Raw genomic sequence first — 16,716 nt, 5'->3', positions numbered from 1 at the left:
AGAGAAAGCTCTCCCATGTCCCAGCGCACCACCCGTCTTCGCCGTCTGCCCGTCGCCGTCCTGGCCGCCGCGCTCAGCACCACCCTGCTCGCCGGCTGCGGCGGCGACAAGAGCAGCGCCGACGCCAAGCCCGCCGCGAGCGCCGGCAGCGACGCGGCGGCCGGCTTCCCGCGGAGCATCACGCAGGCGATGGGGACCACCGAGATCAAGAGCCGGCCCAAGCGCGTGGTGGTGCTCGACAGCGGCGAGCTGGACGACGTCACGCTGCTCGGCATCACCCCGCTGGGCGCGGTCTCCCCGCACCTGAAGACCGAGGGCGGCTTCCCGACCTACCTCAAGGGCGAGATCCAGGGCACCAAGGACGTCGGCCCGATGGCCGAGCCCAACCTGGAGCTGATCGCCTCGCTCAAGCCCGACCTGATCCTCTCCTCCAAGGTCCGCCACGAGAAGATCTACGACAAGCTCAGCGCGATCGCCCCCACCGTCTTCGCCCAGACCACCGGCGTGACCTGGAAGGACAACATCGCGCTGTACGCCAAGGCGCTGGGCAAGGAGGACGAGGCCAAGAAGGCGCTGGCCGACTACCAGGCCCGGGCCGCCAAGCTGGGCACCGAGATCAAGGAGAAGAACAACGGCACCATGCCGAACGCCTCGGTGGTGCGCTTCATCGCCGGCCCGACCCGGCTCTACCAGAAGGCCTCGTTCAGCGGCACCGTGCTGCAGGACGTGGGCCTGGGCCGCCCGGCCTCGCAGGACGTCGACGGCTCGATGATGGACGTCAGCCCCGAGCAGATCGACAAGGCCGACGCCGACCTGGTCTTCGTGACCGTGGCGGACGACCCGAACAAGACCCAGCAGAGCCAGGTCGAGTCCACCCCGGTCTGGCAGAACCTCAAGGCCGTCAAGGGCGGCAAGGTCTTCAACGTGCCGGACGAGACCTGGATGTCGGGCATCGGGGTGCAGGCCGCCGACCAGATGCTGAACGACATCGCCAAGGCGACCGGCGTCGCGCCGGTCAACTGACGGACCACCGGGGCGGGTTCCCTCCCCGCACCCGCCCCGGTCACCCGGCCCCGCCTCCCGCTCGGGTCATCCCCCCGGTCTCCCATCCGACCAAGGGGTTTCCACCGACGGCTCCACCAAGACGAGGACTCCATGCGGCTCTACCTGCTCGCGCTCAACCCCACCGACTCGGTCACCCAGGGCTTCCTGCCCGCCGCGGCCAGACTGGGCCTGGCGGTCACCGTGCTGACCGACCACGCCGAGGCGCACCGCCTGGCGTACGAGGGGCGCAGCGGCCTGCCGGAGGACTTGGTGGCGCTGCCGTGCGAGGTGGCGGACTTCCGCGAGGTGGCCGGGCTGATCTCCCGCCAGCCGCAGCAGCCCGCCGCCGTGTTCAGCAACAGTGACCACCTGCAGACCTCGGCCGCGCTGGCCGCCGCCTACTTCGGGCTGCCGGCCAAGGACTGGCGGGCCACCCTGCGGGCCAAGAACAAGGCCGAGCTGCGCCGCCACCTGGCCGCCACCGGCCTGGACACCGTGCACAGCGCCGAACTGACGCCCGGTCAGCAGCTGGACGAGCTCGACCTGCCGCCCTTCCCGTGCGTGGTCAAGCCGCGCGAGGGGGTGGCCAGCGAGGACGTGGTGCTGGTCGCCGACCACGCCGAACTGGCCGCCCGCTGCGCGGAGATCCAGCACCGCCGCCCGGCCGCCACCCTGGTGATCGAGGAGTTCCTGACCGGCGAGCTGTACACCCTGGAGACGCTGGGCGACGGGCGGCGCCGCGAGGTGCTGGGCGGGTTCCACACCCGGCTCTCGCCGCCGCCGCACTTCATCGAGGAGGTGCTGACCTTCCTGCCCGAGCACCCGCGCGAGGTGCTCGACCAGGTGCTCGCCCAGCTCGACGCGCTGGGCGTCGGGCTCGGCGCCTGCCACACCGAGTTCGTCGTCCAGCCGGACGGCCGGGCCCGGATCATCGAGGTCAACTACCGCGCCATCGGCGACCAGTGCGACCTGATGCTCGCCCAGCTGCTGGAGATCCCGTACTTCGAGCACGTGCTGCGGGTGCACCTCGGCCTCCCGCTGCCCGCCGAACTCGGCGCCCGTGACGACCTGCGGGGCCGCAACGAGGTGGTCTGCGCCGACCGCGCCGGCACGCTGGCCGCTGCGCCGGGACCGCACGACGAGACGGCGGACGGCGTGCGACTGAGCTACCGGCCGCTGCGCGACCTGGGCGAGCGCCACGAGCACTACCGCACCAACCGCGACTACCTGGGCGCGGTCTGGGCGATCGGCCCCGACCAGCAGGCCGTGGACAACGCCGTCGCCCGGTTCATCGCCGCGAACCGCTGGGAGATCAGCGCATGACCCTCGCCGAGACGGCCCCCGTGACCGCCGCCCCCGGCGCCGGCGACCCGCTGGCCGAGGCGCTCACCCTGCGGGTGCTCAGCGCGCTGCTGCGCGAGGACGTGCTCGGGCTGCGCACCCGCTCCCACCCGGAGCGGCGCCCGGACGGCGACTGGCTGGTGCACGGGCGACTGGCGCTGCCGGTGGCCCCCGACGGCTTCCAGTGCGAACTCGCCGCCCGGCTCCCGCTGCTGGAGCTGGCGGGCCGCGCGCTCACCGACCTGACCGAGATCCTGGCGGCGCTGCGGGCGCAGGCCGAGGAGACGGACCGCGCCGGCTTCACCGCCTTCGCCGCCGAGTGCGCCCAGACGCTGGCCACCATGCGCCTGCACGAGGCCGAAGCGCCCGCCGTGCTGGGCGCGTTGACCCGGTCCTGCGGCGCCGACCCGGCCCACTGGAGCGGACCGCGGGCGAGCCTGGGCTTCGACGTGCTGGCCGCCCACCTGGACCACCCGGTCTACCCCACCGCGCGCGGACGCTCCGGCCTGGACGTCGAGGCACTGCGCCAGTACGCGCCGGAGTGCCACCCCGCCTTCCTGCTGCGCTGGCTGGTGATACCGGCCGAGGCGCTGACCGTGCACGGCGAGGCCCCGCTGCCGTCCTGGTGGCCGACGCCCGCCACCCTCGGCCTGCCCGAGCTGAACGACGGTCACCTCACCATGCCGGTGCACCCGTTGTCGCTCGGCGAGCCGCTGACCGAGGCCCTGCGTGACAGCGGCCTGGCGGGCCGGGCGCAGCTGGCCGAGCGCCCGTACCTGGAGGTCACCCCCACGCTGTCGATGCGCACCGTCGCGGTCGCCCTCGACCCCGCGCTGCACGTCAAACTCCCGCTGGCCACCGCGACCCTGGGCCTGCGCAACCGGCGCACCATCAAGCCGGGCACGCTGGTGGACGGCGCGGCCGGGCAGCGACTGCTCGCCGAGGTGCTGGCCCGCGAACCGCGCCTGGCGGAACGGATCCTGCTCGCCGACGAGCAGTGCTACGCGCACGCCGGGCACGAGCTGCTCGCCGTCCTGCTGCGCCGCCTGCCGGACACCGGCCGGTCCGTCACCGTCTCGCTGGCCGCCCTGCTGGCCACCGCGCCGGACGGGCGCCCGGTGCTGGACTCGCTCGCCGACCGCTTCTACGGCGGCGACGCGCTCGCGCTCTACGACGAGCTGCTCACACTGCTGCTGGACTGGCAGTGCACGCTCTTCGGGTACGGGACGGCCCTGGAGTCGCACCAGCAGAACACCTCGCTGGTGCTCGACCAGGTGGCCGGGCGCACCCGGCTGCGACTGCTCTACAAGGACAACGACGGACCGCGGATCAACCGCAGCCGCGCCGAACTGACGTTCCGACAGGACCTGCTGGACGCCTTCGACGACGCGCGGGTGTTCGGCGACGACCGGGCGCTGACCGACCTGTTCACCACCATCACCGGCCACCTGTGCACCGCCTCGCTCGCCTTCGGGCTCGCCGAGCGCGGCCGGGCACCGCTGGCCGTCACCCTGGGGCTGCTGCGCCGGCGGCTGGCGGAGGCCATCGAGCGGCTCGGCGCCACCGGTGCCCCGCTGCGGGCCGCGCTGCTGGACGCCGATCGGCTGCCGGTCAAGGCGATGGTGAGCGCCGGCACGCTGCTCAGCAAGGAGCGCTCGGGCGCGGCGGACATCAACAAGCACTACACCAGCGGGCCGAACTACCTGGCGGACCGGTGAGCACGCAGCTGCGGCGCCAGGCCCACCCGGCCGGCCGGCCGGACACCCAGCCGACCGACCCGCAGGCCGCCCCCGCTCCGGCGGGCCTGGCCAGGCGCCAGGTGCACGCGGTGGCCGGCTGCTACTTCGTGGCCTCCTTCGCCGCGCTCGGTCTGCCGCCCTACCTCACCGCGATCCTGCCGGGCCTGGGCGACCCGCACGGCCGCTGGGCCGGCCTGCTCTACATCGTCCCCACCGTCTTCAGCGCGCTCGGCGCCCCGCTCTGGGGGCGCCTGGCGGACCGCTTCGGCCGCAAGCGCCTGCTGCTGCGGGCCCAACTCGGCCTGAGCGTCTCGTTCCTGCTCGCCGGGCTGGCGAACAGCCTGCCGGCCTTCGCGCTGGCGCTGGTGCTGCAGGGCTTCCTCGGCGGTACCTTCGCGGCCACCAACGGCTACCTGGCTGCCGCCCTGGAGGGTCCGGGCCTGTCCCGCGCGCTGACCCTGATGCAGGGCGCCGCGCGGGCCGCGCTGGTGGCCGCGCCGATCCTGGTCGGCGCGCTGTCGCCGTGGCTCTCGCCGCACCGCCAGTACGTGGTGATGGCCGTGCTGCCGCTGGCCGCAGCCGCGCTGCTGGCCCGGCTGCCGGAGCCGCGCCGGGCCGAGCCGGTCACCACCGGCGCGGCCGACGCCGGGACCGGGCCGGCCGAGCAGCAGCCGCCCACCGGCCTGCGGGCGCTCTACCTCTACGAGTTCGCCTTCGTCTTCGCCACCATCATCTCCTTCCCCTATCTGATCGCCCTGGTCGAGCAGCGGGTGCCGGGCCTGAACGGGACGGTGGCCGGCGCGCTCTTCGCCCTGCCGCACCTGGTCTACCTGCTGACCGCCTCCCGCGTGCACACCGCCGTCCTGGACCGGCCCCGGGCCGCCCTCGCCCTCGGCTTCGCCCTGGTCGCCGCGGGCCTGGCCGGACACGCTCCCGCGCACTCCACGCTCACCTTCGCACTGGCCCGCCTGGTGCTGGGCGCCGGCATGACCCTGGGGCTGGTCAGTCTCTCGGTGCTGGCCGCCGACGCCGCCCGCGGCCGCCAGCCGGGCCGGATGTTCGGCACGCTCGAACTCATCTCCAAGGGCGGCGCGGTGGCCGCGGGCGCGATCGCCGCCCTGGTCAACTCGGCGTTCGGCGCCGGCGCCACGGTGCTGGTCGGCACCGCAGCCGCGCTGGTCACCGCCGCCGCCTCCGTTCTCTCCCGCACCCGTTGGAGCCACTGATGCCGCCCACCGACACCTCCTCGCCCTCGCTCGCGCCCACCGCCCTGCCCGTGGCGGACGACGTGGTGGCGCACACCCTGGTCAACTGCCTGCTGCGGGAGGTCTCCGGACCCGAGCACCAGACCGCGGTGAACGAGGGCCGACTCCTGCTACGCCTGCCCAGGCGCGGCGCGCTGCTGCGGGTCGCGCTGCGCCGCACCTCGCTGCTGGGCGCGCACCGGTTCACCGGCCCCGTGCAGGTGGAGGGGCCCGACGGCTGGTCGGACCTCGGCTGGCGGGAGCTGGCGGAGCTGGTGCAGGCCGAACTGACGCTGCGCACCGGGGTCGCCAACGAGGAGTTCCTGGACCAACTGGCCTCCAGCCACGAGGGCGTGGCCGCCGCGCTGGCCGACCGGCCGGCGGCCGGTGCAGACCGCTACCTGGAGTCCGAGCAGGCGCTGGTCTTCGGCCACCGCTTCCACCCCGCGCCCAAGTCCCGTTCCGCGCAGGGCGCCGACGCCGGGACCTGGGCCGCGTACGCGCCCGAGGCCCGCGCCGCCTTCCCGCTGCGCTACCTGGCGGTGCGCGAACACCTGCTGGCCGAAGAGAGCGTGGACCCGGCGGCGAGCGCGCTGCTGGACGGGCTGCACGAGGTGCCGGCCGGCTACCGGCTGCTGCCCGCGCACCCGTGGCAGTACCAGCTGCTCAGCGAGCACCCCCGGCTGCGGGCCGCACTGGCCGACGGCGACGTGCTCGATCTGGGCTGCGGCGGGCCCGAGTTCACCGCCACCGCCTCGGTGCGCACGCTGCACGGTGCCGGCGCCTTCCTCAAGTTCAGCCTGAACGTGCGGATCACCAACTGCCTGCGCAAGAACGCCGCCTACGAGCTGACCGGCGCGGTCGCGCTGACCCGACTGCTGGACGGCGCGCTGGACGACCTGGCCGAGCGGTTCCCGGACGCCGCCATGCTGCGCGAACCCGCCTACCGCACCCTGGCACTGCCCGGCCCGGACGGCACCGTGGACAGTGAACTCTTCGAGGGCTTCGGCCTGATCGTCCGCGAGGACCTCGCCGCCCGGCTGCGCCCGGGCCTGACCCCGCTGCTGGCCGGCGCGGTCGCCGACGAATACCCCACCAGTTCGGCGCAGCTGGCCCAGCTGGTCGGCGGCGCGGGCCCGGCCGGCCTGCTCGACTGGTGGACCCGCTACCTGCGGCTGCTGCTGCCGCCGGTGCTCGCCGCCTACTTCGACCACGGCGTGGTGCTGGAGCCGCACCTGCAGAACGTGCTGATCGCGGTGGACGAGGCGGGGCTGCCCGCCCAGTTGCTCTTCCGCGACCTGGAGGGCACCAAGCTGGTGCCCGAGCACAACACCGCGCTGCTGGCCGAGCTGCCGCCGCAGGTGGCCGGCCCGATGAGCTACGACGCCCAGCGCGGCTGGGACCGGGTGGTGTACTGCCTGCTGGTCAACCACGTGGCCGAGCTGCTCGCCGCCATCGCCGACCAGGACCCGTCGCTGGAGCCGAGGTTGTGGGAGCGGGTGCGGGCGGCGCTGGGCGAGTACGCCGAAGGCCACGGCTGCCCGCCGCGGCTGCGCGCCCTGCTGGCCGGCGTGCCGCTGCCGGCCAAGGCCAACCTGCTGACCCGCTGGCAGCGCAAGGCCGACCGGGAGGCGGGCTACGTCCTGCTGCCGTCCCCCTTGGCCGCCTCGGTGCTGGCCCAGGCGGCCTGCCCGCCCGACCCCCGGCCGCTGGCCGACGAGCTGGTCCGGAGCGCCCGATGAGCACCACGCCCACCCTGACCCCCCAGGCCGCCCCGACCGCCCCGACCGCTCCGATCGCTCCGGTCACCCTGCCGGCCGCCGTCGCGGCCCAGGCCGGTGAACTGCCCGCCACCGCGCTGCCCGCCTACCTCTACGACCTGCCCGGCCTGCGCGCGCACGCGGCGGCGATCCGGGCCGCCCTGCCCGAGCGGGTGGAGCTGTACTACGCCGCCAAGGCCAACCCCGACCCCGCCCTGCTGATCGCCCTGCGCGACGCGGTCGACGGCTACGAGGTCTCCTCCGGCGGCGAGTTGGCCCATGTGCGGGGCGCCGTCCCCGGGGCGGCGCTGGCCTTCGGCGGCCCGGGCAAGACGGCCGAGGAGCTGGCCGTCGCGCTCGACGCCGGGGTGCACCGCTGGCACGTGGAGAGCGTGGCCGAGCTGCACCGGCTGGCCGAGGCGACCGCGCACCGCACCGGCGCCGACCGGGTCGACCTGCTGCTGCGCGTCAACCTGCCGCTGGGCGCGGGCGCGTTGGACGGCGTGCCGCTGGCCATGGGCGGGCGGCCCACCCCGTTCGGCCTGGACCCGGAGCAGGTGGCGCAGTGCCTGCGCCTGCTGGCCGGACCGCGCTGTGCCGGGCTGCGGCTGCGCGGCATCCACGCCCACCTGGCCAGCGGACTCGATGCGGCGGGCCAACTCGCCGTCGCCGAACAGGTGGTGGCCTGGGCCGCCGACCTCTCGGACCGGCTGCCGGCGCAGCTCGCGGGCGCGATCGAGGAGGTCAACGTCGGCGGCGGCATGGCGGTGGACTACGCCGACCCCACCGCCCGCTTCGACTGGACCGCCTACGGCGAGGGCCTGGCCCGGCTGCTGACCCGGCACCCGGGCCTGCGGCTGCGGATCGAGCCGGGCCGTGCGGTGACCGCCTACTGCGGCTGGTACCTGACCGAGGTGCTGGAGGTCAAGCGCAGCCACGGCGAGGAGTTCGCCGTGGTCCGCGGCGGCACCCACCACCTGCGCACCCCCGCCGCCCGCGGACACGCCCAGCCCTTCGCCGTCCTGCCCGTCGACGCCTGGCCGCACCCGTGGCCCCGCCCGGCGCTCACCAGCGGCCGGGTGACCCTGGCCGGACAACTCTGCACCCCCAAGGACGTGCTGGCGCACCGGGCCGCCGTGCCCGCCCTGCGCGCCGAGGACCGGGTGGCCTTCGCGATGGCCGGCGCCTACGCCTGGAACATCTCCCACCACGCGTTCCTGATGCACCCACAGCCCGGCTTCCACCTGCTGGAATAGGGCTCTCCACCCCTGGGTGGAGGCAGCGGGTCAACCCGTGCCCCACCCGGGGGCTGACGCCGCGGGGTCACCCGCCGGGCCAGTCTTACTGGTATGTCCACCACTGAGTACTGCATCCAAATCGCCCTGATCCTGCTGGTCCTGCGGCAGATGCGCGGCGGCAAGCTCGACCTGGCGGGTCTGGTGCTGCCGGTCGTGATGGTCGGCGCCACCGCCGTCTTCTACCTGCGCCCGTTCCCGACCGCCGGCGGCGACCTCACCCTCGAGCTCGTCCTCGGGGGCACGGGGGTGCTGCTCGGCACGCTGGCCGGGCTGGCCACCCGGGTCTGGCGCACCCAGGAGGGCGTCTTCGCCAAGGCGGGCCTGTGGGCGGCGATCCTGTGGGTCGGCGGCATCGGCGCCCGGATCGCCTTCGTGCTGTGCAGCGAGCACACCGGCTTCGGCGACCAGGTGACCCGGTTCAGCATCGACCAGCACATCACCGGCCAGCAGGCCTGGGTCTGCGCGTTCGTGCTGATGGCGCTGGGCGAGGCCGTCGCCCGCCTGGTGACGATCCGGGTGCGCGCCCTGACCGCCCGCACCGAGTCCCGCCCGCTCGCCGCCCGCGTCGCCTGACGACCGGACGGCCCCCGCGGCCCGCTGCCGCCGTTCGGACCCCCGACGGCGCCGCAGCGGGCCGCGAGCAGGTGGAGGCCGGCGCCGGCCAGCAGCGCGGCGGTCAGCGAGCGGGCGGCGAGATGTCCGGCCAGGCCCGCGCCGAGCGCGAAGCCGGTGAGCTTCAGGCTGGCGCCGGTGGTGAAGAGCCGCCCCCGCAGCGCCTCGGGCGCCTCCCGGTGCCGGATCGCGAAGAGCGCGGTGAGCTGCGGCCCCTCCGCCGCACCGACGAGCACCACGGCGGCCACCAGCGCCACCGCCGAGCCGGTCGCCGCCAGCAGCAGCGCCCCGGCCTGGAGCACGGGGGCGAGCCGCAGCACCGTCTCCGGAGCCGGGGCCCAGCGCGCCCCGGGCACCCGCGCGAGCAGGGCGTTGGCGGCCAGCGCCGCCACCGCGATACCCGAGAGCAGCACCGCTCCGTCGCCGGCCCCGCCCAGCACCCGCTCGCCCAGCAACGGCACACAGGCCACCAGCACCCCCTGCCCGGCACACGAGACCACCGAGCCGAGCGTCGCACGGGCCAGCACCCGGCTGTGCGTGATCGCCCGGACCCCGGTGGCAAGCTCGCCCATCAGCGAACCCGTCGAGCCGGTCGAACTCGCCAAGCCCGTCGAGCCCGCCAAGCCCGTCGAGCCCGTCGAGCCGGTTCCACCGGCCGCCCGCCGCGCCGCCGGCAGCCCCCACGCCGCGGGCACCGCCAGGCAGATCAGCGCGACCGCCACCGCCCCGGCCAGCGGCGCGCCGCACACCCCCGTCACCGTCCCGGCCAGCGCAGGCCCGGCCAGGCTTGCGACGTCGAAGGTCATCGCGTCCAGCGCGGTCGCCCGCGGCAGCCCGGCCGCCGCGACCACGCCCGGCAGCTGCGCCGTCCAGCCGCCGGACAGTGCCGGCCCCAGCAGCCCGGCCGGCACCGCGATCAGCGCGGTGACCGGCAGCGGCAGCCGTCCCAGGCTCAGCAACGCGGCTGCCAGCGCGCCCGCGTAGAGCGCGAGGGCCCCGGCCAGCAGCCGGCCCGGGCGGGCCGCGCGGTCGAGCAGCACCCCGAGGACCGGCCCGCCGACCGCCGCGGCGACCGTGAGGGCGGCCAGCAGCGCCGAGGCCGCGCCGGCCGACCTGGTGGCGGCCAGGCCCGCGAGCAGCAGGGCCGGTCCTGACATCTCGTCACCGGTCCTGGCCAGCGCCGCACCGACGAGATAGCCGGGCGTACCGAGGCGGGCACGGGGCACATCGCGCTTCTCCATGCGCGGCACGGTACGCAGGTAACGCAAAACTTCGCCACCTGCGTTACATTGACCCGATGCTCCCCACCCCCGCCGACTGGTCCGCCCGGCACTCCGTGACCGCCGTCGCCCGCCGCACCGTCGCGCTGGTCAACGCGCTGACCGGCGAGCCCACGAGCTCGGCCGCCCAGGTCGCCGCGGTGCTGCGGGAGCACGGCGAACCCGAGCCCGTCGAGCTCACCGCCGCCGACCTGGACGAGCTGCGCGCCGCCGCACTGCTGCTCCGCGAGGTCTTCGCCGCCGCGGACGTGGACGGTGCCGCCACCGCCCTCAACCGCCTGCTGGCCGCCCACACCGGGCGCCTGCGGCTCACCTCGCACGACGGCGGCACCCCCTGGCACCCGCACGTCGACGGCTCGGACGACGGACCGTGGGGCGCCTGGCTGCTGACCTCCGGCTGCCTGGCGCTGACCGTCCTGGTCTGGGACCGCCAGCGGCCGCCCGGCGGCCTGTGCTCCTCGCCCGGCTGCGGCAACGTCTACCTCACCCAGGGCAGCGGCCAGACCCGCCGCTACTGCTCGCGCCGCTGCGCGACCCGCGAACGCGTCGCGGCCCACCGCCGCAGCCGCCCCTGAGCGCCGGCTGCGCCTCGGCGTCAGCCCGTCGGCGCCGCGCCCCCGGGCCCACCCGGGCCGCCCGCGCCGTCACCCGCGCCCCCGGCCCCGCCCGCGCCGTCACCCCTGCCCCCACCCGCGCCGGGCCCGCGCAGCGTGCCCAGCCGTCGCAGGTACTCCTCCTCGTCGATCTCGCCGCGCGCATACCGCTCCCCCAGGATGCGCTCCGCCTCGCCGCCGCCCGCCCGGCCCGGCCAGGGGCCGCCGACCGCGGCGCCCGCCCCGGCACCGGACACGTGGTGCCGGTGGGTCGCGATGGTCCGGTACAGCATCACGATCAGCACGACGAGCAGCACCAGCAGCACGAACCCGCCGATCGAGAAGATCCAGAAACCGGCGTGCCAGCCGCCGATTCCCCCGTGGTGATAGCGGTGGAAGAACATCACGCGCCACCTCTCCGACCTCGCTCCCGAGGCCGTCCGCGCCGCACCCCCCGCTGGTCGAAACGCTTCCAGTGTGCTCCTGCTCCATGAGATTCCCTCTCAGAAAGCTGCGCGTTTCTGCTCGCTACGCCATTGAGCGTGCAGAAACGCACTGCTAGGGTCAGCCCACGGCCGGTGGCCCGCCCAGCACACCGCCCACAGCCGTGTCATGGCCGCGCCACCTGGCTCCCGCACCAGCGCCCATCCCTCCACTTCTCTGGACGGCTGTATGCGATCGCGCCGAACACCCCACCGCACCCCTCCCCGCAGACTCCGCCGGGCCCGCACCGCCTCGCTGGCCGCCGTGCTCGGCGTGCTCTGCGCACTGCTCGGCGGCCAGGTCGCCGCCCACGCGGACACCACCTCCGGCGGCACCCTCGCCCTGAGCGGCTCGCACACCCTCAGCTGGCAGAGCCCGGTCTTCGCCAAGGGCTCGGTCGCCGACCCGGCGCACTGCCCGAGCCAGGCGCAGGACCCGCAGGGCCTGACCTGCGGCCGCTACGACCTGACCGTCGACGTCCCCGCCTCCTACTGGTCGGGCAACCCGGACGGCGGCGTCCCGCTCTCCGTCCAATGGCCCGACCAGAACAACGACTTCGACCTCTACGTCTACGACTCCACCGGCCACGAGGTCGCCGAGAGCGCCAGCTCCGCCGACCCGGAGGCGACGGTGATCCCGAACGCCTCCGGCACCTACCACGTGCTGGTGGTCCCGTACGCGGTGACCGACTCCGGCTTCACGCTGACCGCGAGCATCCCGCAGGCCACCACGGTGGGCGCCGCCACCGCGCTGAAGCACGACGGCAACGGCTACCTGATCCAGGCCGGCGCCGCCCGCGCCCGGGTGGACTTCACCGCCGAGGACGTCTTCCGCCTCCAGCTGGCCCCGGACGGCACCTTCACCGACCCGCCGGGCAAGGAGATGGTGCCCGACCCGCCGGCCGCGATCGCCGGCACCCACGAGTTCGACGCCGGCGCCTACTGGGGGATCGCCTCCAAGGACCTGGTGCTGCGGGCCTACAAGAGCCCGCTGCGCTTCGCCCTCTACAAGTCCGACAACCGCACCGTCGTCTGGCAGGAGACCCGCGGCCTGACGTGGACCCAGGACGCGATGCAGCAGACCCTGGCCCGCGGCCCGCAGGAGCAGTTCTACGGCGCCGGCGAGCAGAACGGCAGCTTCTCGCACCGCGACCAGCAGGTGCACGTGGCCAACAGCTTCAACTGGAACGAGGGCGGCTACAACAACTCCCAGCCGTTCTACCTCTCCAGCGCCGGCTACGGCGTCTTCCGCGACACCTTCGCCCCGGGCCTGTACGACTTCGCCGACCCGGTGACCACCTCCGCCCAGGAGCGCCGCTTCGACGGCTACTTCTTCTACGGCCCGGACCTCAAGAAGATCATCGGCCAGTACACCGACCTGGTCGGCAAGCCCTTCATGCCCCCGGTCTACGGCCTGGAGCCGGGCGACTCGGACTGCTACCTGCACAACGCCAACCGCGGCGACCGGCACACCCTGGACGCGCTCAAGGTCGCCGACGGCTACACCCAGAACCAGACCCCGCTCGGCTGGATGCTGGTCAACGACGGCTACGGCTGCGGCTACGAGGACCTCGCGCAGACCGGCCAGGGCCTGCGCGACCACCACATGCAGCTGGGCCTGTGGACCTCCACCGGCCTGCCCAACCAGGGCGAGGAGGTGAAGGCGGGCGTACGGGTCCGCAAGCTGGACGTCGGCTGGGTCGGCCCCGGCTACCAGTTCGCGCTGGACGGCTGCCAGAGCGCCAAGGACGGGATCGAGCAGAACAGCGACGCGCGCGGCTTCGTCTGGCTGCCGGTCTCCTGGGCCGGCGTGCAGCGCTGCGGCGTGGTCTGGAGCGGTGACCAGACCGGCAACGACGAGTACCTGAAGTGGCAGATCCCCACCTACGCGGGCGCCACCATGTCCGGCATCGCCTACGACACCGGTGACGTGGGCGGCATCTTCGGCAGCGATCCCCAGGTCGAGACCCGCGACCTGGAGTGGAAGACCTTCATCCCGACCATCATGACCATGGACGGGTGGGCCACCAGCGACAAGCAGCCCTGGCAGTTCGGGGCGCCGTACACCGCGATCAACAACCGCTACCTGCAGCTCAAGGAGCAACTGCTGCCGTACTTCTACACGCTGGCCGCCCAGGCGCACCAGAGCGGCGTGGGGCCGGTGCGCCCGCTGGTGCTCGACTACCCGAACGACCCGAACACCTGGGGCGACGCGGCCACGTACGAGTTCCTGTCCGGTGACGACTTCCTGGTCGCGCCGGTCTACGACGGCTCGCAGACCCGCAGCGGGATCTACCTGCCCAAGGGCACCTGGGTGGACTACTGGTCCGGCAGGACCTACCAGGGCCCCACCACGATCAACGACTACCAGGCGCCGCTGGACACCCTGCCGCTCTTCGTCAAGGCGGGCTCCGTCGTGCCGATGTGGCCCAAGGGCACGCTCTCCTGGCAGACCCGGGACACCGGAAGGCTGGGCTACGACATCTACGCCCAGGGCCAGTCCGACTACACCCTCTACGAGGACGACGGCACCACCCGGGCCTACCAGCAGGGCGCCAGCGCCACCCAGCACGTCACCGTCCACGCGCTGGGCCAGGGCCACGGCGTGACCGAGGTGAACGTCGGCCCGAGCGTGGGCAGCTACACCGGCAAGCCGGCGGCGCGCTCCTACGACTTCAGCGTGCACGTGGGCGCCGCGCCCGCCGTGGTGCTGCTGGACGGCCGTCCGCTGGCCCGCTCCGGGGCGGCGGACGGCAGCAGCTGGAGCTACGACGCGACGGCGGGCGTGGTGCACGTGACCACGCCGAAGGAGTCGACCAGCGGCTCGTTCTCGCTGCTGCTGGCGGGCGCGGGCGGCCTGGCCGGCTGACCCCGCCGCGCTGTCCCCGTGCCGCCGGGCACCACCCCGTGGGGTGCCCGGCGGCACGCTGCTATCGATGGGATGATCGGACTGAGGAGCGCCCCAGACGCCGCCCCCACCCTGGCAGCCACACCCGGCGCACCCCGCGCCGCCGAGCCGGCAGGAGGACCATGGCCGACCGCCAGCCACGCTCCTTCGACGGGCCCGGGCAGACCGGCCGCGACCCCCTGATCGCCTTCCTCGACGACGACCAGGCCCGGCGGCTGCTGGCCGAACTGGCCTGCGGCTGCGACGACCACCGCGACGAGTTCGACGTCCTGCTCACCGACTACCACCTCGCCCGCCAGGTCCTGGACGGGGCCATGGTGGGCATCGCCGTCTTCGACACCGAGCTGCGCTACCGCTACGTCAACCGGACCCTGGCGGAGATCAACGGGGTCCCCGCCGAGGAGCACACCGGGCGCCGGATGGCCGAGGTGATCCCGGGGATCAACGTCGACGCCGCCGAGAGCGCGCTCCTGGCGGTGCTGGCCGACGGCGAGCCGCGCACCCACATCGTCGAGGGCACCACCCCCTCGGGGCCGCCCACCGAGCCGCGCTGGTGGCACAACGCCTACCACCGCCTGGACAGCGAGGCCGGGACACCGCTGGGCGCGGTGGCCATGGTGCTGGAGATCACCGAGGACCGCCGGATCCGCCAGGCGCTGGACCGGGCCCGCACCCGGCTGGCGCTGCTGGACGAGGCGGCCACCCGGATCGGCACCACGCTCGACGTCGAGCAGGCCTCCAAGGAGCTCACCCGGCTGCTGGTCCCGCAGCTGGCGGACGTCGCACTGGTCGACGTCCTGGAGCCCGGCCGCCGCTTCGCCGACCCCCCGGAGCCCGGCGCGCTGGCCATGCGCCGGCTCGCGCTGAGCAGCACGCCCGAGCTGGTCGGCACCGGCGCCACGGTCGGCGGCGCGGGCGCGCTGATCGAGCCCCAGGCGGGCTCCGCGGCCGCCCGCTGCGTGCTCGACCGGGCACCGGTCGTGCTCAACTTCCCGACCGACGAGGAGATCCGCACCTCCGCCACCAACGCCGAACGGGTCGCCCTCTACCGGCGGCTGGGCCTGCACTCGGCGGTCTACGTGCCGCTCACCGCGAGCGGCACGGTGATCGGCGTGGTGCTGCTGGCCCGCGCCGGCCGCTCGCCCGGCTTCAGCCCGGACGAGGTCGCGCTGATGGTCGAACTGGCCAGCCGGGCCGGCTCCAGCATCAGCAACGCCCAGCGCTACTCGCACGAGCACGCCTCCACGCTGGCCCTGCAACGGGCGCTGCTGGCCGAGCCGATGCGCCCGCACCCCGACGTCGAGAGCTGCGGCCGCTACCTGCCGGCCGGGGCCAGCGCCGAGGTGGGCGGCGACTGGTACGACACGGTGGCGCTACCGGGCGGCCGGACCCTGCTGGTGGTCGGCGACGTGATGGGCCACGGCCTGGACGCCGCCGCGACCATGAGCGAGTACCGCACCCTGGTGCGCGCGCTGGCGCTGCAGCGCCGCTCGCCGGCCGGGATCCTGCGGGAGGCCGAGCGCATCGTCGCGGCACAGGGCCAGGAGCGGGTGGCGACCTGCGTGCTGGCGCTGCTCGACCCGGCCGCGCGGTCCTGCACCTACGCCAGCGCCGGCCACCTGCCGCCGCTGCTGCTGGCCCCGGGCGACCGGGCCCGGCTGCTGCGGCTGCCGGTCGCCCCGCCGCTGGGCGTGGACGTGGGCGGCCACCAGCAGCTCATCCTGCCGTTCGCCCCCGGTGCCACGCTGCTGCTCTACACCGACGGCCTGGTGGAGCGGCGCGACCGCGACATCGAGCAGTCGCTCGACGCGCTGGCCGCGCTCGCCCTGGACCCGACCGCGCCGCTGGAGCACCTGATCGACACCGCGCTGACCGGGCTGGGCGCCGGGCACGGCGAGGACGACGTGGCGGTGCTGGCCGCCCGGGTGGCGGACGGCCGGCCGCCACCGGGCCGCTGACCGGGCTCAGGCCTCGCCCGGGTGCCAGTTCGGCCACTCCCACGGGTGGTCCTGCCACTCCACCTGCTCGGAATCCTCCAGGTCCAGGCCCGGGAAGAGCCGGGCCGCCTCCGCTCGGAACTCCTGCCGGTCGACCGGCTCCCAGTCGTGGCCCTTGAACCGGACCAGGCGGTAGCGGTTGTCGCTGCCGAGCGGGGCGACCTCGACCAGCGGGTCGTGACTTCCATGTGTGTCCATAGCACCAGCGTGCGACAGCCACCGCGGTTCGTCCTGGCGGGGAGCCGCCAGGGCCTGTCCGGCGGATCTTGTCGGATCAGCGCGCGGCGTTGGGGGCCCGGCTGGGCGTGCGCCCGAGTCGCCCTCGTACTGGGTCGTACTTGGGCGATTCGGGCGTGCGTCCAGGCGGGATTCCCGGCGTCGCGCGCCCGGCAAGATCCGCCGGACAGGCCCTAGGGGA

The 16,716-nt window shown here is 74.7% G+C and carries 11 protein-coding genes and 1 pseudogene; 9 read left to right on the top strand and 3 right to left on the bottom strand.

Annotated features, from left to right (window positions below):
- Positions 1 to 15: 15 nt before the first annotated feature.
- From OG500_RS32165 to OG500_RS32140, 6 genes are all read left to right on the top strand, one after another.
- Positions 16 to 1,023: an ABC transporter substrate-binding protein gene (locus OG500_RS32165; protein WP_327070346.1), complete on the top strand. Its 1,008-nt coding sequence runs from the start codon at positions 16 to 18 to the stop codon at positions 1,021 to 1,023.
- A gap of 132 nt (positions 1,024 to 1,155) precedes the next feature.
- Entirely contained in the window at positions 1,156 to 2,367 is a 1,212-nt protein-coding gene (locus OG500_RS32160) for an ATP-grasp domain-containing protein (RefSeq protein ID WP_329585207.1), read from the top strand.
- On the top strand, positions 2,364 to 4,103 hold the full coding sequence (locus OG500_RS32155; RefSeq protein WP_329585204.1) for an IucA/IucC family protein: 1,740 nt from the start codon (positions 2,364 to 2,366) through the stop codon (positions 4,101 to 4,103). Before OG500_RS32160 ends, OG500_RS32155 begins: the two co-directional genes overlap by 4 nt.
- Entirely contained in the window at positions 4,100 to 5,350 is a 1,251-nt protein-coding gene (locus tag OG500_RS32150) for an MFS transporter (RefSeq protein ID WP_442907092.1), read from the top strand. Before OG500_RS32155 ends, OG500_RS32150 begins: the two co-directional genes overlap by 4 nt.
- Positions 5,350 to 7,110 (top strand): IucA/IucC family protein, encoded by a 1,761-nt coding sequence (locus tag OG500_RS32145; protein WP_329585202.1) that lies wholly within the window; start codon positions 5,350 to 5,352, stop codon positions 7,108 to 7,110. Before OG500_RS32150 ends, OG500_RS32145 begins: the two co-directional genes overlap by 1 nt.
- Positions 7,107 to 8,384, top strand: a complete 1,278-nt coding sequence (locus OG500_RS32140; protein ID WP_329585199.1) for a type III PLP-dependent enzyme — start codon at positions 7,107 to 7,109, stop codon at positions 8,382 to 8,384. Before OG500_RS32145 ends, OG500_RS32140 begins: the two co-directional genes overlap by 4 nt.
- A 677-nt stretch (positions 8,385 to 9,061) precedes the next feature.
- On the opposite strand, the pseudogene OG500_RS32135 reads toward OG500_RS32140, so the two are convergent.
- Positions 9,062 to 10,279 (bottom strand): annotated as a pseudogene (locus OG500_RS32135) (MFS transporter); the annotation flags it as partial.
- Between the two features lie 56 nt (positions 10,280 to 10,335).
- Between OG500_RS32135 and OG500_RS32130 the strand changes: the two are divergent.
- Complete coding sequence (locus OG500_RS32130; protein ID WP_327070340.1) at positions 10,336 to 10,893, top strand: CGNR zinc finger domain-containing protein; 558 nt, start codon at positions 10,336 to 10,338, stop codon at positions 10,891 to 10,893.
- A 20-nt stretch (positions 10,894 to 10,913) separates the two neighbouring features.
- On the opposite strand, the gene OG500_RS32125 is transcribed toward OG500_RS32130, so the two are convergent.
- On the bottom strand, positions 10,914 to 11,315 hold the full coding sequence (locus OG500_RS32125; RefSeq protein WP_327070339.1) for an SHOCT domain-containing protein: 402 nt from the start codon (positions 11,313 to 11,315) through the stop codon (positions 10,914 to 10,916).
- A gap of 268 nt (positions 11,316 to 11,583) precedes the next feature.
- Here OG500_RS32125 and OG500_RS32120 point away from each other — a divergent pair, with 268 nt between their 5' ends.
- On the top strand, positions 11,584 to 14,262 hold the full coding sequence (locus tag OG500_RS32120) for a glycoside hydrolase family 31 protein (RefSeq protein ID WP_329585193.1): 2,679 nt from the start codon (positions 11,584 to 11,586) through the stop codon (positions 14,260 to 14,262).
- A 161-nt stretch (positions 14,263 to 14,423) separates the two neighbouring features.
- The gene (locus OG500_RS32115; RefSeq protein ID WP_329585191.1) at positions 14,424 to 16,259 is read left to right on the top strand and encodes a SpoIIE family protein phosphatase; all 1,836 of its coding nucleotides are present in this window, start codon (positions 14,424 to 14,426) and stop codon (positions 16,257 to 16,259) included.
- Positions 16,260 to 16,265: 6 nt separating this feature from the next.
- Here OG500_RS32115 and OG500_RS32110 read toward each other — a convergent pair whose 3' ends face one another.
- Positions 16,266 to 16,496, bottom strand: coding sequence for a hypothetical protein (locus tag OG500_RS32110; RefSeq protein WP_327070336.1), 231 nt, complete (start codon positions 16,494 to 16,496; stop codon positions 16,266 to 16,268).
- Positions 16,497 to 16,716: the final 220 nt, after the last annotated feature.

It is taken from the genome of Kitasatospora sp. NBC_01250, assembly GCF_036226465.1.
Classification (GTDB): domain Bacteria; phylum Actinomycetota; class Actinomycetes; order Streptomycetales; family Streptomycetaceae; genus Kitasatospora.
Note: the sequence above shows the minus strand (reverse complement) of the source record. Positions and strands in the feature narration are given on the sequence as shown.